Raw genomic sequence first — 24,442 nt, 5'->3', positions numbered from 1 at the left:
CAGACTGTCGGCCGACAGGAGCGGAGGGATGTCGGTGCTGACAGTCCGGAATCTGCGGGTGCGCTACGGCCGTTCGGTGACGGCGCTGCACGGCGTGGATCTCGATGTTCCCGGTGACGGCGTGCTGGCGGTGCTCGGCACGAACGGCGCGGGAAAGTCCACTTTGCTCCGTTCGATCTCGGGAACGCTGCGGCTGCACCGTGGTTCGGTGATCGCCGGAACAGTCCACTATGGAGACACCAGGACCGACCGGCTCGACCCCGCCGAGATCGTGCGGCTCGGGGTCGTCGGAGTTCCTGAGGGACGCCAGATCTTCGGTCGGATGACCGTCGCCGAAAACCTCCGTGCAGGAGGGGTCGCTGCCCGGTCTGCGGCGGACCGGGCAGCGGCTGGGCGGCGGGTGCACGCGCTCTTCCCCGTGCTCGCCGACCGCGCCGCTCAGAAGGCCGGCCTGCTCTCCGGTGGTGAGCAGCAGATGCTCGCCATCGGCCGGGCGTTGATGTCGAGCCCGAAGCTGCTGCTGCTCGACGAACCGTCGCTGGGCCTCGCGCCCAAGATGGTCGAGCGGATCGGCGAGACCATCAGGGAGATCCACGCCCAGGGCACGGCCGTCGTGCTCGTCGAGCAGAACGCCACGATGGCACTCGAGGTCGCCGACCACGCGGTCGTGCTGAACGTGGGCAACGTCGCGGCGTCCGGGCCGTCGGCCGAGATCGCCGACCACGTGCACCACCACTACCTCGGTGTCCCCGCGCACGAGCGCCGTTCGCTGGCCAGGTGGTCGTGATGCTGCACGTCGAGAAAGTGACGCTGAGATTCGGCGGGTTGATCGCGCTCGACGAGGTCTCGTTCACCGTCTCCCCCGGCTCGCTGCACGCGTTGATCGGACCGAACGGCGCCGGGAAGTCCAGCTGCTTCAACGTGATCAGCGGTCTCTACCGGCCGACCTCCGGCACGGTCCGGCTCGGTGAGCAGGACCTGACCAAGGTCCGGCCGCACCGGCTCGCCCGCCTGGGGGTCGGGCGGGCCTTCCAGAACACCGCGCTCTCCGCGCACTCCACGGTGCTCGACAACGTGCTGCTCGGCCGGCACAGGCTGACCCGCGGCGGGTTCCTGGCGGGCGGGCTCGGCCTGACCCGCCGGGAGGAACGCCGCCACGCCGCGCGGGCCAGGGAGATCTGCGACTTCCTCGGCATCGGCGACACCGTCGACCAGCCCGTCGGCGCGCTGCCGTACGGGGTCGTGAAGAAGGTGGACATCGCCAGGGCTCTGGCCGTCGAGCCGTCGTTGCTGCTGCTCGACGAACCCGCGGCCGGGCTGAACACCGAGGAGACCGCCGAGCTCGCGGGCACGATCGGCCAGATCCGGGCCGACCTGGGCATCGCGGTGTTGCTGGTGGAGCACGACATGGACCTGGTGATGGGCATCGCCGACCGGGTCACGGTGCTCGACTTCGGCCGGGTCATCGCCGACGGCTCCCCTGCCGACGTGCAGACAGATCCCGGCGTGATCAAAGCCTATCTCGGGGTGACGACGTGACGACCTTCGTGCAGCTGCTCGTGAACGGACTCGGCAAGGGCGCGGTGTTCGCCCTGCTGGCGCTCGGGTTCGTGGTGATCTTCAAGGCGACCGAGGTGGTGAACTTCGCCCACGGCTCGCTCGTGCTCTTCGGCGGCTACCTCGTGCTGGTCACCAAGGACACGCTCGGCTGGGCCGGCGCCGCGGTCGTCGGGATCGCCAGCGCCGGTCTGCTGGCGCTCGCCGTGGAACGGTTGCTGCTGGCCCGATCGCGGCACGCCGACCCGTTCAGCCTCGCACTGCTGACCATCGGCATAGACGTGATCATCACCGAGGAGGTGGTCCGGCGCCTCGGCGTCTCGCTGCCGTTCATCGGCGACGCCTGGGACGCCCAGCCTCTCCAGATCGGCGGCATCACGCTCTTCCGCACGCACCTGGTGGCGTTGCTGGTGGCGGCGGTGCTGATCACCGGCTTCTTCCTGCTCCAGCGCTACTCGTCGTGGGGCATCGCCATGCGGGCGCAGTCGGAGAACCGGGAGGCCGCCGCGCTGGCCGGCATCCGCAGCGCACGGGTCACCGCCTCGGTCTGGCTGGTCGCCGGGCTGCTCGCCGGAATCGCGGTGCTGTTCATCGCCACCCAGGACTTCTCCGGCTCCGGCCTGTCCCGCGGCACGCACTCGATCGCACTGGCCGCGTTCCCGGCCGCGATCATCGGCGGCCTCGACTCGACGGCGGGCGCGATCGTCGGCGGGATCACCGTCGGTCTCGTGGACGCGTTGTCCACGCACTACATCTCGTTCGCCTTCGCCAAGAGCGCCATCTTCCTGGTGATGCTCGTGGTGCTGGTGGCACGGCCGGCCGGGTTGTTCGGCACGAGGGAGACAACCCGTGTCTAAGCGCATCGCCTGGCTCGCGGCCGTGATCGTGCTGCTCGCGTTGCCCCTCTACCTCGAAGCACAGTGGCTCAAGGCCGGTCAGTACATGATGATCGGCGCGGTCGGCGCGATCGGCCTGACGCTGCTCACCGGCCAGGCCGGCCAACTGTCGCTGGCACACGGGTTCTTCCTGCTGGTCGGCGCCACGTCGTACACCGTCCTTTCCGGACCGGGCGACAAGCTGGCCGGGCTGGGGCTGGATCCGCTGCTCGCGGTGATCGGCGCGGTCGTCATCACGGCGTTGACCGGGATGGCGTTCGCGCCGGTGGCCGGTCGGCTGCGCGGGATCTACCTGGGCGTCGCCTCGCTCGCGCTGGTGTTCCTCGGGCTGTTCCTGGGCCAGGAGTGGGAGACGCTGACCGGCGGCACCTCCACCGGGCGCTCCCCGGCGGCGTTCTCGCTCTTCGGGTTCTCGTTCTCCAACGAGGGTGAGCTCGTCATCGCGGGCGTGCCGATCCGCGGCGCCGAACGACTCTGGTACCTGTTCCTCGCGCTGCTCGCGATCGCGTACCTGCTGGCGCGCGGCGCGGTCCGCACGAGGGTCGGCCGGTCGTGGCGGGCGGTGCGGGACAACGAGGCCGCGGCCACCGCGATGGGTGTCGACGTCGCGCGCACCAAGGCGGCGGTGTTCGCCGTGTCGTCGGCGTACGCGGGCCTCGCCGGCGTGATGACGGTGCTGTGGTTCGACATCCTCAAACCCGATGAGAGCGAGTTCGGCACCTACGGCGTGAACACGTCGATCGCGTTCCTGGCCATGGTGATCATCGGCGGCCTCGGCTCCGTGACGGGCGCGGTGGTCGGCGCGCTCGTCGTCTTCGGCCTCCCCCAGGTGCTGACGCTCTACTCCACCGACCTCGGCTGGTTCACCGGTTCGATCACGCCGGTGCTGGTCAGTTCTTTCGTCTACGGCGCCGCCATCGTGCTCGTCGTGCTGTTCGAACCCGGCGGGCTCGCTGCCGTCGGCCGCAGACTCAAGGAGATCAGACGATGAAGAGATTGCTGGTGGCATCGCTGTTGCTGCTCACCGCGTGCAGCACGAAAGCGGGCAACACGACGGACACGAGCTCTGGCGACGTGAAGTCCGGTATCGGCGTGACCGACACCGAGATCACCCTCGGCGTCATGACCGACCAGACCGGGCCGTTCAAGAACATCTCGACCGCCATCACGCACGGCAACGAGCTGTGGGTGAAGGACTTCAACGCGGCGGGCGGGGTCTGCGGGCGGAAGGTGAAGCTGGAGGTCGTCGACCACGGCTACAAGGCCGACACCGCGAAGACCCTGTACCCGCAGCTGGAACCGAAGGTGCTCGGGATGGTGCAGCTGGTCGGTTCGCCGATCATGGCGGCGCTCGGCAAGAACATCGAGACCGACAAGCTGACCACCACCCCGGCCTCGTGGTCGTCCGAGCTGCTCAGCAACCCGTACGTGATGATCGTCGGCACCACCTACGACGTCGAGATGATCGACGGGCTGAGCTACCTCCAGAAGGAGGGCATGATCGCGGATGGTGACGCGATCGGGCACATCTACGTCGACGGCGAGTACGGCGCGAACGGTCTGCGCGGCTCGAAGTACTACGCCCAGCAGCACAACATGAAGCTCTCCGAGGTCAAGATCACTTCCACCGACACCGACCTCACCAACGTGGTCACCGGTCTCAAGGGCCAGGGCGTGAAGGCGATTCTGGTGACCACCACGCCGACCCAGACCGGATCGGTCGCCGCCGCGAACAAGGCGCTCGGGCTGAACATGCCGATCCTGGGCAACAACCCGAGCTTCGACCCGGTGCTGCACCAGAGTCCCGCCGCGAGCGCGTTGGACAAGATGTACATCGTCGCGAGCACCGTGCCGTTCTCCGCGGACATCCCGAAGGCGAAGGAGATCGCGGCGAAGTACACCGCGGCCGGGTTCAAGGAGCCGCCGCACGCCGGCGTTCCGTACGGGTACGCCGTCGCCGAGGTGTGGGGTGCGGTGCTGAAGGAAGCCTGTGGCATCAAGGATCTGACCCGCGACGGCATCCACTTCGCGATGCAGCGGACGACGTCCGCCGACACCGGCGACCTGGTCGCGAAGCTGGACTTCGGCAAAGCCGGCGCTCCCGCGACCCGTCAGGTCTACGTGGCCCAGCCGGACGCGTCCGCGCCGGGCGGCCAGAAGTACGTGCAGCAGCTCTTCGAGGCCGACCAGGCCAAGACCTACAAGGCACCCCACGAAAAATGATCCCAGATCTGAGCACAGACGCGCTCGCCGCACTCCAGCTCGACCGTCTTCAGTGGACACTCCGGCACGCGTACGCGAACGTGCCGCTCTACCAGGCCAAGTTCGACGCGGCCGGAGTGCATCCCGACGACTGCCGCAGCCTGGACGACCTGGCGAAGTTCCCGTTCACCACCAAGCAGGACCTGCGTGACGCCTACCCGTACGGCATGTTCGCCGTGCCGCACGAGGACGTCCGGCGCATCCACGCCTCCAGCGGCACGACGGGCCAGCCGACCATCGTCGGCTACACCGCGGCCGACATCGAGACGTGGTCGGAGGTGATGGCCCGGTCGTTGTGGGCCGCGGGTGGGCGTCCCGGCGACAAGGTGCACGTGGCCTACGGGTACGGGCTGTTCACCGGCGGTCTCGGCGCCCACTACGGCGCCGAACGGCTGGGCTGCACGGTGATCCCGGCCTCCGGCGGGATGACCGCCAGGCAGGTCCGGCTGATCACCGACCTGCGGCCGGACATCATCATGGTCACGCCGTCGTACATGCTGACGCTGCTCGACGAGTTCGAGCGCGCCGGCCTCGATCCGGCGGCCAGCTCGCTGCGGATCGGCGTGTTCGGTGCCGAGCCGTGGACCGAGCAGATGCGGGCCGAGATCGAGGGCCGGGTCGCGCTCGACGCCGTCGACATCTACGGCCTGTCCGAGGTGATCGGCCCCGGCGTGGCGCAGGAGAGCGCGGAGACCAAGGACGGCCTGCACATCTGGGAGGACCACTTCTACCCGGAGGTGCTCGACCCGGCGACCGGGCAACCGGTCGACGGTACCGGCGAGCTGGTGTTCACGTCACTCACCAAGCAGGCCATGCCGATCATCCGGTACCGCACGCGGGACCTGACGGAGTTGCTGCCGGGCACCGCTCATCCCCCGTTCCGCCGGATGGCCAAGGTCACCGGCCGCACCGACGACATGATCATCCTGCGCGGGGTGAACGTGTTCCCGACCCAGATCGAGGAGATCGTCCTCACGACTCCCGGTGCGGCACCCCACTTCCAGCTGGTTCTGTCCAAAATGGACAGGATGGACCACCTCACGGTCCGCGTCGAGGCGGACGGCGAGATCTCCTCCTCCGGCCTGATCACCAGGATCAAGGAGGACATCGGCGTCACCGTGGCGGTGGAGATCCTGCCGTCCGGAACGCTGGAGCGATCCACCGGAAAGCTCCAGCGGGTCGTGCGGCTATAGCAGCTTGTCCTGGGTGATCGGCAGGTCCCGGACGCGGCGGCCGGTGGCGTGGTAGATCGCGTTGCCGATCGCCGCCGGGACGCCGGTCATCGGGGTCTCGCCGAAGCCCCGTGCGCCCAGGGCCGTGCTCACCGGGTCCGGCTTGTCCACGAACAGGACCTGGAGGTTCGGCACGTCCGCGTTGACCGCGACGAGGTACGTCGACATGTTCGGGTTCGTGACCCTCGCGGTGCGGCCGTCGTACATCGTGTGCTCCATCAACGCGGTGCTGATCCCCCACGTCATGCCGCCGATCACCTGGCTGCGTGCGGTCCGGCGGTTGAGCACGCGGCCGCAGTCGTAGGCGCCGACCATCTTCGTCACCCGGACCCGGCCGTACCTGGCATCGACCCGGACCTCGCAGAACACCGCCCCGCAGCTGTTCCCGCCCACGTTGGAACTGGTGGCCGTGTTCTCGACGGGTGCGCCGTGCTTCGTCACCACGTCGCGGTAGCTGACGCGGCGGGACCGGTCGGCGGCCGCGAACAGATACCCGTGCTCGGCGACCACCTGTTCTGGTGTCAGGCCGTGCAGCGGTGATGTCTCATCGGTGATCGCGAGCTGGATCACCGCGCCGCGCACGGCTTGCGCCGCCTTGTCGACCGCTCCGGTCACGCTCGGGACCGTCGCCGAGGACGCGGAGGTGCCCGCAGCCGGGTAGTTCGAGTCGCCGAGCTGGAACGTGACCTGGGCCGTCGGAATGCCCAGGGCCTGAGCGGCGACCTGGGTCATGACCGTGTAGGTGCCGGTGCCGATGTCCTGGGTGCCGCACTGGGCGAGCGCGGTGCCGTCCGGGTTGACGCGGACCATCGCAGCAGCCTGCCCGCCTTCGTAGGCGTGCATCTCGGTGGCCATGCCCCAGCCGATGAAGTCGTTGCCGTCCCGGGTGACCCCCGGCCGGGGGTTGCGCCGGTGCCAGCCGAACTCGTTGCGGCCCAGCAGGTACGCCTCGCGCAGGAACTTGCTGCTGAAAGGTTGCCCGGTCGACGGGTTGGTGTCGGTGTAGTTGCGCAGGCGGAGTTCCACCGGGTCGAGTCCGAGCTCGTAGCTCAGTTCGTCCATCGTGGTCTCCAGCGCGAAGTGGCCGCAGACCTCCGGTGCGCGCATGAACTGGGCGGTCGGCAGGTCGAGCCGCACGCCTTGGGCGCGGGTGTGCATGTTGGGGGTCGCGTAGAGGCGCTGTACCGAACGGTTCGGGCTGTACAACGTCTCGCTGGCCCGCGAGAGCTGCTGGGTGCCGGTGTGGATCAACGCGGTGAGCGTGCCGTCCCGCTTCGCGCCGAGGGTGACCTCCGCTTCGTACTCCGCGCGCTGGCCGATCACGGAGTACGTCTGCGCGCGGGTCAGCACGAGCTTCAGCGGTCGGTTGAGCAGCCTGGCGATCGCCAGGGTGAACTGCGCGTACGGTCCGGCGGCGACGGACGTCTTGCCGCCGAACCCACCGCCGAGGTACTCGCAGACGACCCGGCCGTTGGCTTCGGGCACCGCGACCGCGCCGGCCAGGGTGCGCCGGGTGCCGCCGACGCCCTGGGTGGCGACGTGCGCGGTGAACCGGTCGCCCTCCCAGTGGGCGACGATCGCGTGCGGCTCGATCGCGTTGTGGTGGTGCGTCGGGGTCGTGAAGTGGCTGGTGACCTTGACGTCCGCCTGTGCCAGCCCGGCCTGGGGATCGCCCACGATCAGTTCCTGCTCGGGACGGAGGTAGATCTCGCCGCGAGCGTCGTCGATGAACGTCTTCGGTGCCTGCTGCTGGCCGTAGGTCACGGTCACCATCGCCGCGGCGTCCTGGGCCTGCTCCAGGGTCTCGGCCACCACGTAGCCGATGATCTGGCCGTTGGTGTTCACGGTCGCGTCCTGCATGGGCAGCGGGCTGCGGCCCGGGGTGAGCCGCGGCGCGTTCTCGTGGTTGTAGACCGCGACGACGCCGGGAGCGGTCGTCGGCAAGGTCATCGAGGTGATCACCCCGCGCGGGATGGTGCTCAGCACGAGTGCGCCGTGCAGCATGCCGGGGAGCGTACGGTCGGCGGCGTACCGGGCGGCGCCGGTGACCTTGGCGATGCCGTCGACCCGGTCGAGCGGACGGCCGACTGGCTGGCTCATCGCACGCCTCCGAGCTCACGCAGGTGCCCGGCCAGGGCCCGGTGCACGAGGTCCACCTTGAACGCGTTGCCCGGCCTGGTGATCGCACCCGTGGTGAGGGCTCGTCCGGCCGCTGCCAGCGTCTCGTCCGTGATGCGCTTGCCGCGCAGTTCGTTCTCCGCCTCCGGTGATCGCCACGGCTTGGTCGCGATGCCCCCGAACGTCAGCCTGATGTCGCGGACCACGCCGCCGCGCAGGTCGAGCGCCGCTGCGACGGCCACCACCGCGAACTCGAACGTGGCCCGGTCGCGGAGCTTCAGGTAGCCGGACTTCGCCGCCATCGCCGTCACGGGTACCTCCACACCGACGACCAGTTCCCCGTGGGCGAGCGCGGTTTCCCGCTGCGGGGTCGTGCCGGGGAGCACGTGGAAGTCGCTCATCGGGATCCGCCGCGCTCCGGCCGGGCCCTGGGTCAGCACGACCGCGTCCAGCGCCAGCAGGGCGACGGCGAAGTCGGACGGGTGCACGGCGATGCAGTGGTCGCTGCCGCCGAGGACGGCATGCCCGCGGTTCTGCCCCTCCAGCGCCGGGCAGCCGCTGCCCGGAATCCTCTTGTTGCAGGCGGATCCCGCGTCGCGGAAGTAACCGCAGCGCGTGCGCTGCAGGATGTTCCCGCCGATCGCGGCCATGTTGCGCACCTGCGGTGACGCCGACGCCAGCAACGCCTGGGACACCACGGGCAATGCCTTTCGCACCGCCGGGTGCGCGGCCACGTCCGCCATCCTGGCCAGCGCGCCGATCCGGATGACGTTGCCGGTCTGCACGACGTCGCCGAGCGGCAACGCGTTGATGTCCACGATGCGGTCGTGGGCCTGGGCGCCGTCCTTCATGAGGTTCAGCAGGTCGGTGCCGCCGGCGATGAACCCGGCACCCGGCCGTTCGCCGACCAGCTGGACAGCGTCGGCCACGGTGCGTGGGCCGGCGTACTCGAACGCCTTCATCGGCCGAGCTCCTTCGCGGCGTCCTGCACAGCGGTGACGATGTTGGCGTAGCAGGCGCAACGGCAGAGGTTCCCGCTCATCCACTCGCGGATCTCGTCCGCCGACTTCGTGTGGCCCTCCTCGATGCACGCGACACCGGACATGATCTGGCCGGGAGTGCAGCCGCCGCACTGGAAGGCGTCGCGGCGGATGAACGCGCTCTGCAACGGGTGCAGCTTTCCGCCCTCGGCGAGTCCCTCGATCGTGGTGATCTCCGCGTTCTGCCGCATCACGGCGAGGGTCAGGCAGGACTTGATCCGGCGTCCGTCCACGAGCACCGTGCACGCGCCGCACTCGCCCCGGTCACAGCCCTTCTTCGTGCCGGTGAGGTCGAGCCGCTCGCGCAACGCGTCCAGCAGGGTGACCCTCGGTTCGACGGACAGGTGGTGGCTCTGCCCGTTGACCTTCAGGGTGATGTCCACTGTGTCCGGTGTGTCTGCTGCGTCCACTGTGGATGGCTCGGCGGCGTGAACAGGTCTGGCAGGCAGTGTTGTCGTGAGGGCGGCAGCGCCGCCGGCCTTCAGCACAGTCCGCCGTTTCCACTCCGAATCAGCCACCATGACAACGCCTCCGTCAGCTGGGAACGCTGCCGACGTTACTCATGATCCGATTCCTCGCCAGGCGATTCGCCCGTTACGGGCCCTGCCTTCAGGGACCTGACAGGAACCTCGCAGAACTTGAATTCACATTCAGCACTGCTCCGTTCGGCCCAGCCGCCCGTCGTTCCGGTTGGTCAGTTTCTTGCATCTTTCTGCGAAGTTCTTGCACCCTGGTGTCGACCGTCGAACAAAGGAGTTCGAGATGCCCCTGTCCCGTCGAACACTCCTGAGCACAGCCGCGGCCCTCCCCGCCCTGCAGCTCCTGCCGTCCGAGGCCCACGCGGCCAGCCCGCCCGGCGACGTCGTAGGCAAGATCACCGTCGGCTACCAGGGCTGGTTCGCCTGCCGCGGTGACAACTCCCCCATCAACGGCTGGTGGCACTGGAACAACGACTGGAGCCAGCCGCCGGCCCCGCCCACCAGTTCGATCATCTCCTGGCCCGACGTGCGCGACTACGCCCGCACCTACCAGACCGCGTTCCCGAACCTCGGCGACGGCCGCCCGGCGACCCTGTTCTCCAACTACGACCGGCAGACCGTGGACGTCCACTTCGGCTGGATGCGCGACAACGGTTGCGACACAGCGGCTCTGCAGCGCTTCAACCCCACCGGCGGCGAAGGTCCCATCCGCGACGCGGTGACCGCGCACGTCCGTGCCGCCGCCGAGGCCACCGGCCGCAAGTTCTACATCATGTACGACGTCACGTGGTGGCTGAACATGCAGTCGGAGATCAAGACCGACTGGCAGAACAAGATGTCCGCGTACACCTCCTCCCCCGCCTACGCCCGGCAGAACGGCATGCCGGTCGTGTGCATCTGGGGCTTCGGCTTCAACGACCCCGGCCGCCCGTTCAGCCCGGAGGCCTGCCAGGACGTCGTGAACTGGTTCAAGGCGCAGGGCTGCTACGTGATCGGCGGCGTCCCCACGCACTGGCGCACCCTGGGCGAGGACTCGCGGCAGGGTTTCGCGAACGTGTACCGCTCGTTCCACATGATCTCGCCGTGGATGGTCGGCCGGATCACGACGATCGACGGCGTGGATCACTTCTACACCAACGTGAACTCGCCGGACCAGGCCGAGTGCAACGCCCGCGGCATCGACTACCAGCCCTGCGTCCTGCCAGGAGACCTGTCGCAACGGCATCGCGTGCACGGCGACTTCATGTGGCGGCAGTTCTACAACATGACCCGCCTCGGCGTGCAGGGCATCTACATCTCGATGTTCGACGAGTACAACGAGGGCAACCAGATCGCGAAGACCGCCGAGACGCAGGCCGACGTCCCGGCCGGCTCCGGCTACCTCGCCCTCGACGAGGACGGCACCCGTTGCTCGTCCGACTACTACCTCCGCCTCACCAACGACGGCGGCCGCATGCTCAAGGGCCTCATCCCCCTGACCGCCACGAGGCCCACGCCGACGATGATCGGTGGTCCGCCCGCGCCCGACGTCGATCTGGCTGCAGGCCGCCCGACGTCCCAGAGCTCGCAGACCCAGCACTACGGCAGCGGCTACGCCGTCGACAACGATCCACGTTCGTACTGGGAAAGCGCGAACAACGCGTTCCCGCAATGGATCCAGGTCGACCTCGGTACCGCCGCGGCCGTGCGCAGGGCCGTGCTGACGCTCCCGCCCGACCCGGCCTGGGGACGGCGGACCCAGACCATCACCGTTCAGGGCAGCACCAACGGCCAGACCTTCACCACGCTGAGCCCGTCGGCCGGGCTGGTCTTCGATCCGGCGACCGGTAACACGACCACGGTCACGTTGCCGGGCACCCAGGTCCGCTACGTCCGGCTCACCTTCACCGGCAACACGGGATGGCCGGCCGGCCAGCTGTCCGGCCTCCGCCTGTACGTCTGACGCCGGACGCCCGCCGGCTTCGGGCCCGTGCCCGGATCCGGCGGGTGGCGGCACGTGCGGCGTCCGTCCGACGGATCTTCGCCCAGCCTGGTTTGCGCCGGTGACGCCGGGGGCACAGGACCGCTCAGTGCACGAACACAAGTGCGGAGCGGTGAAGATGATGGTGTCGTACTGGGAGACCGCTCGGACCGGGTTCTTCGCGTTCGTGGGCATCGGCCTGCTCGCGCTCGTTCCCCTGGCGCTGCTGCACTACTTCCGCTTCGGACGCGTGGAGCCGCGCCGGGCGCTGGTGCTGTACGGGCTGCTGGCCTACGGGCTCGTCGCGCTGGCACTGATCTTCCTGCCGTTCCCGGCCGACCGGGCGCAGGTGTGCCAGGGCGACCAGATGCTGTCCACGGTCCCGCTCCAGTGGGTCACCGACATGCGCGCCAACATGGCGGCCAACGGGCGTTCCGGCATCGCGGCGATGGTGACCTCGCAGGCGTTCCTGCAGCAGATGTTCAACGTCGTGCTGTTCGTCCCCTTGGGAGTGGTGCTGCGCAAGGCTTACGGCAAGGGCCCGTTCGCCGTCCTCGCCATCGGCCTGGGGATCTCGCTGGCGGTGGAAGTGGTGCAGTACACCGGCAATCTCGGCTACTACGCGTGCCCGTACCGGATCGCCGACGTCGACGACCTGATGTCGAACACCTTCGGCGCCCTGCTGGGGTGGATGATCGCGCCCGCCGCACTCGTGGTGCCCAGGGTTCCCTCCTCCGGCGACTCGGCCGCCCATCCCGGCACCGTGACCGTGCCCCGCAAACTGCTCGGCCTGGCCGTCGACCTGATGCTGGTGCTCGTGATCGCGAAGCTGCTGCTGCCGCCGGATCCCCGCTGGGGCCTAGGCGTGCTCGTGGCGTTGCGCGTCGTGCTGCCGGCCGCGACGGGCGGGACGACGGTCGGCGGATGGCTGATGCGCTACCGGATCCGCGGCGTGGACGGCTCGCGCGCCAACCCGGCTCGGCTCGTGCTGCGTGAGCTGCTCGGCGTCACCGGTCTGGCGGTCTACGCGATCGTCGCGTCACCGTTGATCGGCATCGGCCTGCTGGACCTCGTGGCCGTGGGACTGATCGTCCTCGGCACGTTCGTCGTCCCGGTTTTCCGGCGCGACCAGCGCGGCTGGCACGAACACGTAGCGGGGACCCAAAACGTTCACACTCCGGTTTCGCCAAAGACGGTCTTGCATGCATAGATGAGTGATGTTTCCATCTCATATGGACATGGGGACCTTCACACCGATCGCGGCCTATCTCGCGTCGTGCCTGGGCTCTGCCCTGGGTCTCCTGTCCGCCGAGCGCGCCCGGAAAGCGACCGGTGCCTCGCGGAACTGGTGGCTGGCCGTGGCCGCGGTGTCGATCGGCGGGCTCGGCATCTGGGCCATGCACTTCACCGCGATGCTCGGCACGTGGATGGGCGCGAACGTCGCCTACGACGTCCCCCTCACGCTGCTGAGCATGGTCGTCGCCATCGTGGTCGTCGGCATCGGACTGTTCGTGGTCAGGCTCGGCAACAACGGGCAGGACGACGAGCCTCTCTGGCCGCTCGTGGCGGGCGGCCTGGTGACCGGGCTCGGCGTCGCCGCGATGCACTACACCGGCATGTCGGGGATCGTCATCGGCGCCCAGGTCACCTACGACCCCGCCAGGGTGGTGCTCTCGATCGCGATCGCCGTGGTCGCCGCGACCGCCGCGCTGTGGGCCACGACGAACGTCCGCGGCCCGCTCGCCGTCGCCGGCGCCTCGCTGGTGATGGGACTCGCCGTCACGGGCATGCACTACACCGGCATGCACGCCATGAACATCACGCTCGACCAGGGCGCCCCGGTCATCGTCAGCAACTCCCAGGAGCTGATCACGTCGTTGATCATCGGTGGCGCCGGGGTCAGCGTGATCATCGTCTTCCTGCTCGCCCTCACGTCCTCGGCCGACGAACGCCGCGAGGAGGCCGAGTTGCTCGAGCGCGTCGTGCAGCGGACCAAAGCACGGCGGCTCGGCACGTAGCGGGGCCTGTGTCGAAGTCCCGTTCGATGAGAGTCGCGCCTAGTGGCGTGGTCGCCGGGTGTTCGCGAGCACGAGCCGGATGTTCCGCCGCAACTGCCCGCCCAGATGCGCCCAGTCGACCATCTCGTTCAGCCTCGACCGCACCTCCGGGTAGCGCCACGGCTCCAGCTGCAGCACGACGTTCGCGGCGAAGTGCTCCTCCAGCCGCGGCAGCAGCCCGAGCAGGTCCAGCTGCTCCTGGAGGCCGGTCCCGGACAGGAGCCCGGTCATCGCGCTGCGCCAGCGGATCGCGGTGTTCCGGCGAGCCTGGTCGCTCACGCCCTTCAGGCCGGTGGCGAAGTCCGCCACGAACCGCACCGCGACGGGGAACGGAAGCGGTGGGCTCCCCCTCCGGTCTCTCCTGACGAAGTTCGACGCGGTGGCGAGCCTGGTGTGGTCGATCGGTTTGGTGAACGCCAGCCGCAACAGCTCCTCCGCGTCCTGTTCCCCTCCCCACACCGAGATCAGCTCGACGAGCTCGCGACGAGCGAACCTGTCGCTGCCGAGCAGGGCCGTCAGCACCGGCCGGGCCTCCTCGTGCGGGTAGCGGTGCTGCCTGAGCCCGTCTCCGATCAGGCCGACGAGGACGTTCCGCGCGTGCGGCATCACGGTTTCCTCGAGCCAGGCCTTCAGGTCCGTCCACTCGGGAAGGTCCACCGCGCCGCGCCGGAAGGCCGCGTCGAAGAGGACCACCGCCGCCTGTTGCTGCCGGGTGCTGCCCCTCTCCCGGTGCGCCGCGACGAGGTCCAGGATCGCCGGCGCCTTCGCCTTGATCAGCTCGGCCGGCACCTCCTGCCGGTCGACGAGCTCGGCGAGGTGGCCCAGCCGGCGCCACCGGAGCAGCAGGTCGAACAGCAGGTCCAGATCAGCGAGTGGCCCCACCGCGATCGGGACCGAACCCACCAGGTCGTCGCCCTCGTCCGCAGGGTCTTCGAGGGCGAGTTCCAGCACTCGCCGCGCCGAGGCAGATCCGCCCGCGAACGCGCGCATGACCAGCCGCCGCAACGAGTTCTCGTCGCGCCACGAGCCCGAGGTCAGCTGCGAGGCGGCGGCGTCCGTGATCGTCGCGACGGCGGTCAGCGGAACGGCCTGGAGTTCCAGCGTCCTGCGGATCGTGTTGGCCCACAGCTGGTTCGCCCCCGCCTCGGGATAGCGCGCCGCCGGAAGTCCTTCCACCAGCCAGGCGATCCAGTTCTGGGTCATGGCGTTCGGGCACCGGACGGCGAAACCCACCAGCCACCCCTGCCGGAGCTCGGCGTGCAGCGCCCGCGAATCGGCGGTCCGCAGCACGGCGGCGACAGCTTCCGCCGTGTCCAGCGGCGCGTCGTGACCGAAGGCGAGCAGCAACCCGGCAAGACGTGGGCGGTCGCGGGACACCAGGCGTTGCCGGCCGTTCAGCAGGCCCACCAAGGCCTTCAGCTCGTCGAGCTGCCCCGCCCAGTCGCCCTCGTCCCCGGCCGCCAGGCACACCTGGCGGCGGTGCAGTTCCGCGTGAGCGCGCATCCCGGCCGGCGACTTCCACGAGACATCGCCCGCGACCTCGTCGGCCCACGCGGCGAAGTCGATCTCTGACGACGTCTCCGCCTTCGCGGCGATCACCCGGAACACGTTCGTGGTCCACTCGGCCTCGGCGGGGTCACCGCACATGCGTCGGAGCAGCCCGAGCGCATCGGGCTCGTGGGCCGCTCGCACCAGCAGCTCGGCCAGCTCGGTGTGCAGGTTGAGCCCCCGGCCGGCGAGGCTCGTCACGCGCTCGACGAGATCGAGGCGCCGCACCGCCGGCACGGCCAGCCGGGGATCACGCTGGGCAAGCCTGCCCAGCACGCCCAGGACCGCGATCCACGCCTTGTCCTCCCGCCCGGCGCAGGGCACGAGCGTGGTGATGTCCGACTCGGTCCAATGCCGGGACGGCACGGGCATCAACCTCAGGCAGTCCCGCAGCAGCGGCAGTTCCACGTCCCGGAGAACGTCACCGAACTTCTTGTGGCACGAAGGCGAGAGCTTGGCCGCGAGCGCGAACACCGACAGGACGGAACGCCGCAGCGAGTACGGGAACTGCTCCCCCGTGGTCCACCCCAGCGGCCCCAGCCCGCGGCGGAACTCGTCCAGGAGGTTCTCCGCGACCTCCGAAACCCTGGCGAACGCGGTGTCGTCACGCCAGGCACACAGCCAGGTCTGCTCGTACACCGCCAGCAGGAAGTAGTCGTCAGGCGTGCTGCGCGCGCGGTCGCCGAGCTCCACGAGTGCCGCCGGGCCGCGTCGCCGCCACCACGCCTGTGCCGCCGCGAACTCGAAGAAGGTCTGGTGGAAGAACCGGAACACCCGCTCGCCCGCGACCGGCGTGACCTCACCGACCCCGCGCCGCACCAGCTCCGCCACGCCGTCCTCGACGGTGATCGAGCCGGCGTCGGCCGTCGTGCCGACCGCGCGCAACGGCGCCTCGGGAATGCCCGCGGCGAGCATGTGCTCGGCCAGGCGCAGCACCACCGGCGTCAGGTCGGCATCGGTGTCCGATGTGGAACGGCTCCCCCACGCACGCCGATCGCGCTCCACCCGATCGCGCCAGAACCGCTGGTAGAGCGCGGTCACGTCGACGTGGTCCGGCAGTGACGCCGGGGCGTAGAGCTCGAAGAGCATCCTCATCGTCAGCGGGCGGGAGCACAGGTGCGCCCCGGGACCTTCCCGCAGCACCAGGGACACGAGCTTCGCGGCCATCTCGTGCGCGCTGCGCGCCGTCGTGTTGTAGACCAGGCAGTGCGAGGCGACGGCACGTTCGAACTCACTGGCCTCGCCCGGTTCCGCCGTCATGCCGTAGTGGCCGAGCGTGATCACGTCCCACGCGGGGAGAAAGCGCGCTTCGGAGGGCCTCGTCGTCACGAGCACCGAGGCGCCCGCGGCCTCGGCGACGTCGACGACGCCGGCCAGTTCCAGCAGCGCGGGCAGGTCGTTCACCACCAGGTCCGCGGTGTCGACCAGCACCGTGCTCGCGCGGCCCTGCGCGGCCGCGGCCCGGATCGCCTGCGCCACGACGTCGCGCCGCACCATCGGCTGCCCGTCGAGGGCGAGCTCGCGCAACCACGGCGCCGCCAGCAGGAGGACCTCCCGGTCACCGTCCTGGAGCAACGCGGAGGCGACTCCCCAAAGCAGGCTCGACTTGCCCACCCCTGGCTCACCCACGACCAGCAGCGGCTGGGCGCCCGGCGTCCGCAGGTGCGCCAGCAGCCCCGATTCCACGTCGCGGCGCACGTAGAGCCCTGCTTCGAAGCTCACCCCGGCGACCTGCCCGATGTCGGTGCGCGCCTGATCGCTGAGGAAGCGCAACCTCGGCAACGGACCGTCCGAGACGTCGAGCCGCTGCCGCGTCACCGCCGCCGGCGGCGAGCTCAGCAGGGCCTCGATCCGCTGTGTCCGGCGGGCCGCTTCGCCCGCGTACCCCGGGAACGCCGGAGGTGCGGGCTCGGCCTGCCCCAGCCCCAGCGCGGTGAGCAGCGCGGCGGCGGCCTCCTCGCGGCCGAGGCCGTCCAGCCGCACCGGGCTCAACGCACCGAGCAGGGCGTCCGGCGTGCACGGCCCGACGAGCACGGGAATCAGCCGGCGAGCGCTGCCGGTGGAGTCGAGGTTCAGCACGGCCGCCCAGTGCCCGCGGCATCGGGGGTCCCGCAGGGCCTCTTCGGACACGACGGCGATCATGCGATCGCCGCGGGCCACCATCAGGTCCAGCTCGACGACCACGTTGCTGCCGGGCTCGTAGTCGACGTGCACCGCCACGCCCGCCTGTTCGAGCTGGAAGGCGATCCACTTGGCCCAGCGGCGGTCCACGTCGGTGTAGCTGACGATCAACCGGTCCGGCGGCACTCGGGTAGCTTAGCCAGGTGGACACGGCTCCTGACTTCTTCGTCAGCTTCACACGTGACGACATCGAGTGGGCGCGCTGGATCACCTGGGTGCTCGAGGAGGAGGGCTTCCAGGTCGTCTTCCAGGAACTGGACATGCGGCCAGGGCACAACATCGCCCGGCAGATGCAGACGGGCACGTCGGCGACCCGCACGATCGCCGTGCTCAGCCCCGCCTACACCGACCGCCCGTTCCCGCTGTCGGAGTGGGCCGCCGCCTTCGTCCAGGACCCCGACGGGCTCGCGCGCAAGCTGATCCCCGTCCGGGTCGAGGAGTGCTCACCACCGGGACTGCTCGCCCCCATCGTCTACATCGACCTGGTCGGCGTGGAGCGCGACGAGGCGCGGCAACGGCTGCTGAGCGGCATCCAGTCCGAACGGCCGCGCGTCGTGGCGGAGCCGCCGTTCCCCGGCGGACGCTGACACACCGTCCACACTGGACGGGGGTGCGGCAGGAGCCGCCCACCCCGGATCGGCATGATGAGCCGAGGCCCGCGACGTGGAGGTGCCGGTCATGACAGGGTTGGTCGAGCAGGAGTCGGCGAGGGCTGCCCGCATCCTGGCCGCCGCCCGCGAGCTGATCCTCAAGCGCGGGTTCAAGGCGGTCACCATCGCCGCGATCGCGGAGCGCGCCCACGTGGGCAAGGGCACCGTGTACCTGTACTGGCCGACGAAGGAGGACCTCGCGGTCGGCCTGTTCAGCCGCGACTTCCTCACCGCGATGGAGAAGTGGACCGAGCTGCTCGGTGCCGACCCGGCGGTCGCGCGGCCGGAGCGGATGATCTCGTTGCTCGTCGGCTCGATGAACGAGCACCCGTTCATGCAGGCCATCCAGACCGGTGACCAGGACCTGCTGGGCGTGCTGGCCCAGCATCCGCGCACCAGGGAACTGCTCGACATGGCCGGTCCCGGCGCGCTGGTGACCGTGGCGCTGCCGGTCTGGCGCAGGCACGGGCTGGCCCGCACGGACTGGACCCAGCAGGATCAGGAGTACGCGTTGCGCGCGCTGATCCTGGGGTTCTTCACCCTGGGCAACCGGCCGTCGGTGTTCGTGCCGGACCTGGCCATCGAGGACCCCGCGGCGGTGCTGGTGCGGGCGGTCACCACCCTGCTCGGCCCGTTCACCGCGACCGAGGCGGACGTCGACGCCACCGCCCGTGCCGCCTTGCAGCTCCTCGCGGACTACCGGCGGAGCATCCTCACCTCGCTCGCCCCGGCCAAGGACTGACACCCGCACGTCCTGCCCCGGCTGTGCCGCGCGTCACCAACTGACCAGATGACAGATCTGGTCAGTTGGTCGTACCGTTGGGGTCATGGGAAAACGAGCTTTGGTGGTCGGACTGGGCATCAGCGGCATGGCCACCGCGATCACACTGCACCGGCACGGCTGGCAGCCGGTCATCGTCGAGAAGGCTCCCGACCGCCGCAAGACCGGCTACTTCGTGCTGGTCTACGGCGCGGGCCGGGCGGCGGCGGGCCGGCTGGGCATCCTCGAGGACATGCCGAACCGCGCGGCCGAGCTGGCCGACGTCTTCAGCTACGACCGGCTCGGCAACCGGTCCAGGACCACGAGCTTCGACGACCTGCCGAACCCGCCCTACCGGATGCTGCGCACCGACGTCGAGGAGGCGGCCTTCGCGCACCTCCCCGCGGACGTCGAGATCCGCTACAGCACCTCACCGACCAGGATCGACCAGGACCCCGACGGGGTCGACGTCGAGTTCGACGACGGCTCCACCGAGCGCTTCGACCTGGTCGTGGGCGCCGACGGGCTGCGCTCCACCGTCCGCAGGCTGGCGTTCGGCCCGGACGAGGACTACCTGCACCCGATGAGCCACGTCATCGCGGCCTTCCAGCTCGAGGGACCGCTTCCCGGACTCGCCACCGAGGACATGGCGATGCTGCTCGAGCCCGCCAGGGCGTTGTGGGTCTTCGGGTTCGAAGGCCGCAAGCCGACGGTGATGCTCACCTACCGGACCGACGACGTCGACGCCGAGTTCGCCGAGCCACCGGTGACGAGGCTCCGCAAGGCCTTCGGCCCGGAGCCGACCGGAAAGATGCTCGGCGAGGTGCTCGACCAGGCCCAGCGGACGCCGAGCCTGCTGTTCGACCAGCCGGAACAGGTCAAGATGGACCGGTGGTCGTCCGGCCGCGTCGTGCTCGTCGGCGACTCGGCCTGGTGCGTGACCCTGTACGCGGGCATGGGCGTGTCCGCGGGGCTGACCGGTGGCGACCTGCTCGGGACGATGCTCTCGAAGCACCCCGGCGACATCCGGCGCGCCCTGACCGAGTGGGAGCACCAGTTGCGCCCGGCCATCGGCCACTACCAGCAGCGCGGTCACGCGATGCGGCTGTGGTTCAACCCCCACGACCGCCGCGAGATGTTGGTGCGCAAGCTGTTCGTCGATGGCGGGCGCCTCCCGGTGCTGGGCCCCGTGCTCAACCGTCAGCGGGCCAGGAACCTCGCCGAGTTCGACCGGGACGTGGCGGCGTGACCCACGATGACACCGCGTCGCGACTGGAACCGCTGTGCTGAAGGGGTGGACGACATGACGACTACCTCTCTCGTGTCTGTTCACAGTGGACCGTCGTGTTGCTGACGGCCGTTGAGGCTCGTTAGCGGGCAGCGAGAGTGAAGGCGAGCAACGCGGTCGAGGTGAAGTCGATCGCCACCTCGGCACTCGCCCACGCCCCGGCGTGATCGAGGAACCGCGCACCCTTCCCGTCGAACTCGCCGTACGGGTTCTTTCCGTCCGCCGGGCAGGCACGCAGCGTGGGGAACTCGTTGAGCTCCTCGAACTGCTTCGCCGCGTTGGGGCCGTTGACCACGGCCCCGACCGGGACCTCACCGGTCAGGTTCGCCACCTGGTGCGAGGCACAGCTCAGCGACGTCGTACCGGCGCCGATGACGAACGAGACGCCCCACGGGTTGGCGCCGAGCGCCCAGTTGCGTTGCCGCGTCAGGAAGTCGTCGAAGGTGGTGTCCCCGGTGAGCTTCTTGTTGAGCAGGCCGGTGATCATCAGGCCGAACGTGTGCGGCACCGCGTCCCAGTCCCAGTAGGCGACGCCGGAGGCGAACCGGTCCTGGCCGGCGAGCTTCACCGCGTCGCCCAGCGGCCTGCGGATGTCGTCGATCAGCTGCTGCCGCCGCGTGCCGCCGACCAGCCCCGCCAGATCGGCGTGCGCCATCGCGCTCACGTCCGCGAGACCGGCCGGGCCCCGGCTGTCGGACTGCACGTAGCGCGCCGCCCACTGCTCGGCCTCGCCGATCCAGCCCTGGGCCCGCGAATCGCCCAGCGCGCGGGCCGCGAGCGCGAGCTCCGTCGCACCGAACTCCATGTCGTCGAGCCACGAGTTCTCCGGGTAGTACTCCGGCGGGTACGCCCTGATGAGCTCGCCGGGATTGTGGTCGGCACGGCCGTAGATCGCCGCCGCGATCCGCAGGTGCTCGTTCGCCTTCGCGCGATCCGTCTTGGCGTTCAGCTGCGCGGACAGCGCGAACACGGCGGCCACGCGGCCGGCCAGGTTCGGGCTGATCGGCGCGCCGGGCTTGTTCGCGGGGAACACCGGCCGGTGCTTGATGTGGTGGTCGACGGAGCCGGGCGGCGCGTCCAGCTTGTCGTCGTCCTCCGGCAGCCGCCACACGTCGTGGTCCGTGCGGACGGTCTCGTTGCCGACGCCGATGCCGACCTGGGCGTACAGGACGTCGCCGGTCCACATCTTCTTCAGCCACTCGACGCCGTGCCGGGACTCGGCGGCCAGCTCCGCGCTGCTCGCGCTGTCCCGCTGCGCCAGCAGGAGCTGCGCGGTGGCGTAGGAGGTGGTGTGGGTGAACTTGAGGAAGTCACCCGCGTCGAACCAGCCGCCCTCGACGTCGACCGGCCCGCCGATGCGGGTGAGGGCCGGGTCGAGCAGCTTGTAGGCCTCCATGTCGATGCGAGGCGGGTTGTAGACGAGCGCCGACCGGTCGGCGAGGTGCGAGGGCTTGCGCCGCAACAGGCTTCCGTCGACGTTCGCGCCGTCGCGCTGGGAGCGGAAGAACCGCACGTTGCTGGCGGCGAGGCCGCCGAACAGGTCGCGCGCGGCGGCCACCCGGAACTCCGGGGACTTGCCGGTGACGGCACCGCTGACCTCGACCCGGTACCGGCCGGGCGTGGTTACCGCGGACAGGTCGAGGACGCTCACCGCGCGGTACTTACCGTTCCACGAGCCCGTGGGCCCACCGGCCGTGCCGCTGAGCACCGTCTTGCCCGACTCGTTGACCACGCGGAACCGCGCACCGGCCGAGGTCCGCTGCGACACGACGTAGGCGTGCTTCGTCTCGCTCGCCGTGTAGCCGGTCTGGTCGACCCGGATCACGGCAGCGCGCGGGTTGGGGCTCGCCGCGGCAGTGCACCCGCCCACACCGACGAGCACCACCATCGCGATCAATGGGATTCTCATGGCCAGAGGGTGGGGCCAGGCCTATGAGGAATTCATGAGGCCGCCACCCGGAGTTCGGCGCGCACGCCGCCACCGTCTCGATCGGTCAGCTGCACCGTGCCGCCGTGCAGCGCGGCCACCCAGCGCACGATCGCGAGCCCGATCCCGTGTCCCGTCCCGGACTTGGACCGGCCGAGGCCCGCTCCACCGTCCACGACGGACACCAGGCCCCCGGAAGGGGCTACGGACACCGCCACCTCCACGTCACCGCCTCCGTGGACCAGCGCGTTGTCGACGAGGTTGCGGACGGCTTGGGCGAGCAGCTCCGGATCACCTTGAACCACCACGGGTTCGGCCGTCACCGTGACCCGGCCGGACGGCAGCTCGTCCACGACCTGTTCCACCAGCTGGTCGAGCCGCAACGGGGTCCGCTCGATCTCCTGGGTCCCGCCCCTGACCCGTGCGCGGGTGAGCAGACCGGTGACGAGGTACCCCAGCCGGTCGACGAGCCGCCGCACCTCGGCGGGGTCGCGCGCGCCCGCGTCGGCCACCAGCCGCAGGGTCGCGAGCGGGGTGCGCAGCTCGTGCGCCGCCTCGGCCAGGAACTGCTCCTGTTCCGCGAGGGTGCGCACCGCGGGCCGCATGCTGAGCTTCGACAGCAGGTGCCCGGCCGCCGCCGCGACCACGACGAGAGCCAGGCAGCCGATCCACAACCACCTGACCAGCACCGAGTGTCCTTCGCCTGGCGGTCCCGCGCTGACCAGCACCACCGCGCCGATCTTGTTCTCGTCCCACACCGGTGCCGCCGCGAGCCGGTCATCGCGACCACCGGCCAGCACGACGTCCTCGGCGTCCAGCACCTTCTCGATCGTGGCGGGCTCGGCCACCAGCTTGCGGCCCCGCTCGTAGCGGACCTCCCAGCCGGTCCCGCCGCGCGCCACGACCAGGACGCCCTCGGCGTCGCGCGCCAGGTAGTCCTCCCCCAGCGGTTCGAGGTGCAGCGTGCCGTTCAGGTAGTAGACAGCCCTGGACAGGCCGGTGGCCTGCCGGTTGATGTCGGCGTCGGCCACGTCCTCGCGCGACCTCTGGTCGATCACGCCCGCCAGGATCGCGAGCACCGCGAGGCAGACGGCCGTAGTCAGCGTGAACAACGCGGTCAGCTGCCAGCGCAGGCGCCGCAGCCGGTTCACCCGGCAGACCCGACGATGAAACCGGCACCGCGCGCCGTGCTGATCAACGGCGGGTCGCCGAGCTTGCGGCGCAGCTGGGCCACCACGACGTCGACCACGTTGGACATCGGCTCGGCCATCTCGTCCCAGCAGTGCTCGATGAACTCCGACCGCGTCACGACGTGTCCCGCTCTGGTGAGCAGCAGTTCGAGCACGGCGAACTCCTTGCTGGTCAAGGACAGCAACACGCCGTCACGGCGCACGCGCCGCCGGGGCAGGTCCATCTCCACACCGAGCACCCGCAACACGGTCTCCCGCGGCGGTTCCGCCCGCCGGCACAGCGCGCCCACGCGCACCACCAGCTCGTCCATCGCGAAGGGTTTGCCGAGGTAGTCGTCGGCGCCGTCGGAGAACCCGGCGATCCGGTCCGGCAACGCGTCCAGCGCGGTCAGCACCAGCACCGGAATCCGCTCCTGCCGCGACCGCCACGCGCGCAGCAGGCCGAGCCCGTCACCGTCGGGCAGTCCCCGGTCCAGCACCACGCAGTCGTAGGCGTGCACCGACTGCTTGAGATCCGCCTCCGCCACGCTGGGCGCCCAGTCCACGGCGAACCCGGCCGCGCGCAGCCCGGCGACCACCGCCTTACCCAGCTCGTGGTCGTCCTCGACGAGCAGCACACGCACGAGGCGCGAGAGTACACATCAGCGCAAGGTCCCGCCGACCATGCTTAAGAGTACGAAAGGTCCATCCAAAGGATGATTTCCCCAGCTCACAACCGTCCTGAGTAGACCTACGGATGTCGGGCGCGCGTCCGGTCCCTGATGCTCGTCCCATGAACCTGACCAGGACCCCATCCGCCAAACTCACTCTTCGCGAACTGCTCGCCACCCTCGTACTGGCCGTCCTCTCGGCGTCGATCACGTGGTTGTTCCTCGGCACGCACGCGCCACCGACCGTCAACCCGGTGAACGGCGAGTGGACCGACGCCGCGGTACCGCTGATCACCGGCCTCACCCTCTCCATGATCGCCCTCGTCATCGCCGCGACGTTCTTCGCGCGCCCACTGCTGGTCACGCCCGCGTTCGCGCTCCCCTTCACCGCCGCCTTCGGGGTGGCCGGTTTCTACACGGAAACGGAAGACGCGAACCTGTTCCTCGTCAGCACGATCATGTGGCTGTTCGGGTCGCTGCTCATCGCCACCATCCTGTCCACCTTCACCGACGTGGCGCGCAAGCACTTCGCCGACCGCCGCCACTGACGAGTGGCCAGCCGGCGTTCCGACTATCGTGCCGCCGATCATGGCCGACCGGCTCGGCGTCGTGGCCGATCGGGCCACGCGGCCGGGCTGTCGGCGTTC

General features: G+C 70.0%; 20 protein-coding genes. 13 read left to right on the top strand and 7 right to left on the bottom strand.

The genetic code is table 11. The features are described 5' to 3' along the window. The first annotated feature begins 34 nt into the window (after positions 1-34). The 6 genes from ACIA8G_RS12940 to ACIA8G_RS12915 are packed head-to-tail and all read left to right on the top strand — an operon-like array spanning position 35 to position 5,908. Positions 35-787 carry an ABC transporter ATP-binding protein gene (locus ACIA8G_RS12940; RefSeq protein WP_396418702.1) on the top strand — a complete coding sequence of 251 codons (753 nt, stop codon included), beginning with the start codon at positions 35-37 and terminating at the stop codon, positions 785-787. After that, entirely contained in the window at positions 787-1,539 is a 753-nt protein-coding gene (locus ACIA8G_RS12935; RefSeq protein WP_396418573.1) for an ABC transporter ATP-binding protein, read from the top strand. The genes ACIA8G_RS12940 and ACIA8G_RS12935 overlap by 1 nt, the downstream gene beginning before the upstream one ends. Further along, a complete protein-coding gene (locus ACIA8G_RS12930; RefSeq protein WP_396418572.1) occupies positions 1,536-2,414 on the top strand; it encodes a branched-chain amino acid ABC transporter permease in 879 nt (292 codons plus the stop codon). Before ACIA8G_RS12935 ends, ACIA8G_RS12930 begins: the two co-directional genes overlap by 4 nt. Continuing rightward, positions 2,407-3,444: a branched-chain amino acid ABC transporter permease gene (locus ACIA8G_RS12925; RefSeq protein WP_396418571.1), complete on the top strand. Its 1,038-nt coding sequence runs from the start codon at positions 2,407-2,409 to the stop codon at positions 3,442-3,444. Before ACIA8G_RS12930 ends, ACIA8G_RS12925 begins: the two co-directional genes overlap by 8 nt. After that, positions 3,441-4,676 carry an ABC transporter substrate-binding protein gene (locus ACIA8G_RS12920; RefSeq protein ID WP_396418570.1) on the top strand — a complete coding sequence of 412 codons (1,236 nt, stop codon included), beginning with the start codon at positions 3,441-3,443 and terminating at the stop codon, positions 4,674-4,676. Before ACIA8G_RS12925 ends, ACIA8G_RS12920 begins: the two co-directional genes overlap by 4 nt. After that, positions 4,673-5,908, top strand: coding sequence for an AMP-binding protein (locus ACIA8G_RS12915; RefSeq protein ID WP_396418569.1), 1,236 nt, complete (start codon positions 4,673-4,675; stop codon positions 5,906-5,908). Before ACIA8G_RS12920 ends, ACIA8G_RS12915 begins: the two co-directional genes overlap by 4 nt. Here the strand turns inward: ACIA8G_RS12915 and ACIA8G_RS12910 are convergent. Genes ACIA8G_RS12910 through ACIA8G_RS12900 form a run of 3 tightly spaced genes read right to left on the bottom strand, consistent with a single transcriptional unit; the run spans position 5,903 to position 9,488 of the window. After that, positions 5,903-8,047 carry a xanthine dehydrogenase family protein molybdopterin-binding subunit gene (locus tag ACIA8G_RS12910; RefSeq protein WP_396418568.1) on the bottom strand — a complete coding sequence of 715 codons (2,145 nt, stop codon included), beginning with the start codon at positions 8,045-8,047 and terminating at the stop codon, positions 5,903-5,905. The two genes, ACIA8G_RS12915 and ACIA8G_RS12910, sit on opposite strands and share 6 nt — an antisense overlap. Beyond that, a complete protein-coding gene (locus ACIA8G_RS12905) occupies positions 8,044-9,027 on the bottom strand; it encodes an FAD binding domain-containing protein (protein WP_396418567.1) in 984 nt (327 codons plus the stop codon). Before ACIA8G_RS12905 ends, ACIA8G_RS12910 begins: the two co-directional genes overlap by 4 nt. Continuing rightward, positions 9,024-9,488, bottom strand: coding sequence for a (2Fe-2S)-binding protein (locus ACIA8G_RS12900; protein ID WP_396418701.1), 465 nt, complete (start codon positions 9,486-9,488; stop codon positions 9,024-9,026). Before ACIA8G_RS12900 ends, ACIA8G_RS12905 begins: the two co-directional genes overlap by 4 nt. Positions 9,489-9,867: 379 nt before the next feature. Here ACIA8G_RS12900 and ACIA8G_RS12895 point away from each other — a divergent pair, with 379 nt between their 5' ends. From ACIA8G_RS12895 to ACIA8G_RS12885, 3 genes are all read left to right on the top strand, one after another. Then, positions 9,868-11,526, top strand: a complete 1,659-nt coding sequence (locus tag ACIA8G_RS12895; RefSeq protein WP_396418565.1) for a discoidin domain-containing protein — start codon at positions 9,868-9,870, stop codon at positions 11,524-11,526. Between the two features lie 127 nt (positions 11,527-11,653). Next, the gene (locus ACIA8G_RS12890) at positions 11,654-12,754 is read left to right on the top strand and encodes a VanZ family protein (protein ID WP_396418564.1); all 1,101 of its coding nucleotides are present in this window, start codon (positions 11,654-11,656) and stop codon (positions 12,752-12,754) included. Positions 12,755-12,782: 28 nt separating this feature from the next. After that, positions 12,783-13,562: an MHYT domain-containing protein gene (locus ACIA8G_RS12885; protein WP_396418563.1), complete on the top strand. Its 780-nt coding sequence runs from the start codon at positions 12,783-12,785 to the stop codon at positions 13,560-13,562. A 39-nt stretch (positions 13,563-13,601) separates the two neighbouring features. Here the strand turns inward: ACIA8G_RS12885 and ACIA8G_RS12880 are convergent, their stop codons facing one another. Next, on the bottom strand, positions 13,602-17,456 hold the full coding sequence (locus ACIA8G_RS12880; protein ID WP_396418562.1) for a TIR domain-containing protein: 3,855 nt from the start codon (positions 17,454-17,456) through the stop codon (positions 13,602-13,604). A gap of 17 nt (positions 17,457-17,473) precedes the next feature. Here ACIA8G_RS12880 and ACIA8G_RS12875 point away from each other — a divergent pair, with 17 nt between their 5' ends. The 3 genes from ACIA8G_RS12875 to ACIA8G_RS12865 all read left to right on the top strand — a co-directional run bounded on the left by ACIA8G_RS12875 (position 17,474) and on the right by ACIA8G_RS12865 (position 19,989). Further along, the gene (locus ACIA8G_RS12875) at positions 17,474-17,917 is read left to right on the top strand and encodes a toll/interleukin-1 receptor domain-containing protein (RefSeq protein WP_396418561.1); all 444 of its coding nucleotides are present in this window, start codon (positions 17,474-17,476) and stop codon (positions 17,915-17,917) included. 91 nt (positions 17,918-18,008) lie between these two features. Further along, positions 18,009-18,722 carry a TetR/AcrR family transcriptional regulator gene (locus ACIA8G_RS12870; RefSeq protein ID WP_396418560.1) on the top strand — a complete coding sequence of 238 codons (714 nt, stop codon included), beginning with the start codon at positions 18,009-18,011 and terminating at the stop codon, positions 18,720-18,722. 85 nt (positions 18,723-18,807) lie between these two features. Further along, positions 18,808-19,989, top strand: a complete 1,182-nt coding sequence (locus tag ACIA8G_RS12865) for an FAD-dependent monooxygenase (protein WP_396418559.1) — start codon at positions 18,808-18,810, stop codon at positions 19,987-19,989. Positions 19,990-20,110: 121 nt separating this feature from the next. On the opposite strand, the gene ACIA8G_RS12860 is transcribed toward ACIA8G_RS12865, so the two are convergent. From ACIA8G_RS12860 to ACIA8G_RS12850, 3 genes are read right to left on the bottom strand one after another with little or no spacing between them, the layout of a single operon-like run. After that, a complete protein-coding gene (locus tag ACIA8G_RS12860; RefSeq protein ID WP_396418558.1) occupies positions 20,111-21,937 on the bottom strand; it encodes a glycoside hydrolase family 9 protein in 1,827 nt (608 codons plus the stop codon). 32 nt (positions 21,938-21,969) lie between these two features. Next, a complete protein-coding gene (locus ACIA8G_RS12855) occupies positions 21,970-23,106 on the bottom strand; it encodes a sensor histidine kinase (protein ID WP_396418557.1) in 1,137 nt (378 codons plus the stop codon). Continuing rightward, on the bottom strand, positions 23,103-23,768 hold the full coding sequence (locus ACIA8G_RS12850) for a response regulator transcription factor (protein WP_396418556.1): 666 nt from the start codon (positions 23,766-23,768) through the stop codon (positions 23,103-23,105). The genes ACIA8G_RS12855 and ACIA8G_RS12850 overlap by 4 nt, the downstream gene beginning before the upstream one ends. A gap of 149 nt (positions 23,769-23,917) precedes the next feature. Here ACIA8G_RS12850 and ACIA8G_RS12845 point away from each other — a divergent pair, with 149 nt between their 5' ends. Further along, entirely contained in the window at positions 23,918-24,343 is a 426-nt protein-coding gene (locus ACIA8G_RS12845) for a hypothetical protein (RefSeq protein ID WP_396418555.1), read from the top strand. The last annotated feature ends 99 nt before the right edge of the window (positions 24,344-24,442 follow it).

It is taken from the genome of Lentzea sp. NPDC051213 (genome assembly GCF_044455585.1).
Classification (GTDB): Bacteria; Actinomycetota; Actinomycetes; order Mycobacteriales; family Pseudonocardiaceae; genus Lentzea.
This window is presented reverse-complemented; position numbering and strand designations above follow the sequence as displayed.

Coding starts and splice junctions, on each gene's coding strand:
- ACIA8G_RS12885 (WP_396418563.1), top strand. CDS start 12,783: ATGGGGACCTTCACACCGATCGCGGCCTATCTCGCGTCGTGCCTGGGC.
- ACIA8G_RS12865 (WP_396418559.1), top strand. CDS start 18,808: ATGGGAAAACGAGCTTTGGTGGTCGGACTGGGCATCAGCGGCATGGCC.
- ACIA8G_RS12910 (WP_396418568.1), bottom strand. CDS start 8,047: ATGAGCCAGCCAGTCGGCCGTCCGCTCGACCGGGTCGACGGCATCGCC.
- ACIA8G_RS12870 (WP_396418560.1), top strand. CDS start 18,009: ATGACAGGGTTGGTCGAGCAGGAGTCGGCGAGGGCTGCCCGCATCCTG.
- ACIA8G_RS12915 (WP_396418569.1), top strand. CDS start 4,673: ATGATCCCAGATCTGAGCACAGACGCGCTCGCCGCACTCCAGCTCGAC.
- ACIA8G_RS12860 (WP_396418558.1), bottom strand. CDS start 21,937: ATGAGAATCCCATTGATCGCGATGGTGGTGCTCGTCGGTGTGGGCGGG.
- ACIA8G_RS12935 (WP_396418573.1), top strand. CDS start 787: ATGCTGCACGTCGAGAAAGTGACGCTGAGATTCGGCGGGTTGATCGCG.
- ACIA8G_RS12920 (WP_396418570.1), top strand. CDS start 3,441: ATGAAGAGATTGCTGGTGGCATCGCTGTTGCTGCTCACCGCGTGCAGC.
- ACIA8G_RS12845 (WP_396418555.1), top strand. CDS start 23,918: ATGAACCTGACCAGGACCCCATCCGCCAAACTCACTCTTCGCGAACTG.
- ACIA8G_RS12905 (WP_396418567.1), bottom strand. CDS start 9,027: ATGAAGGCGTTCGAGTACGCCGGCCCACGCACCGTGGCCGACGCTGTC.
- ACIA8G_RS12895 (WP_396418565.1), top strand. CDS start 9,868: ATGCCCCTGTCCCGTCGAACACTCCTGAGCACAGCCGCGGCCCTCCCC.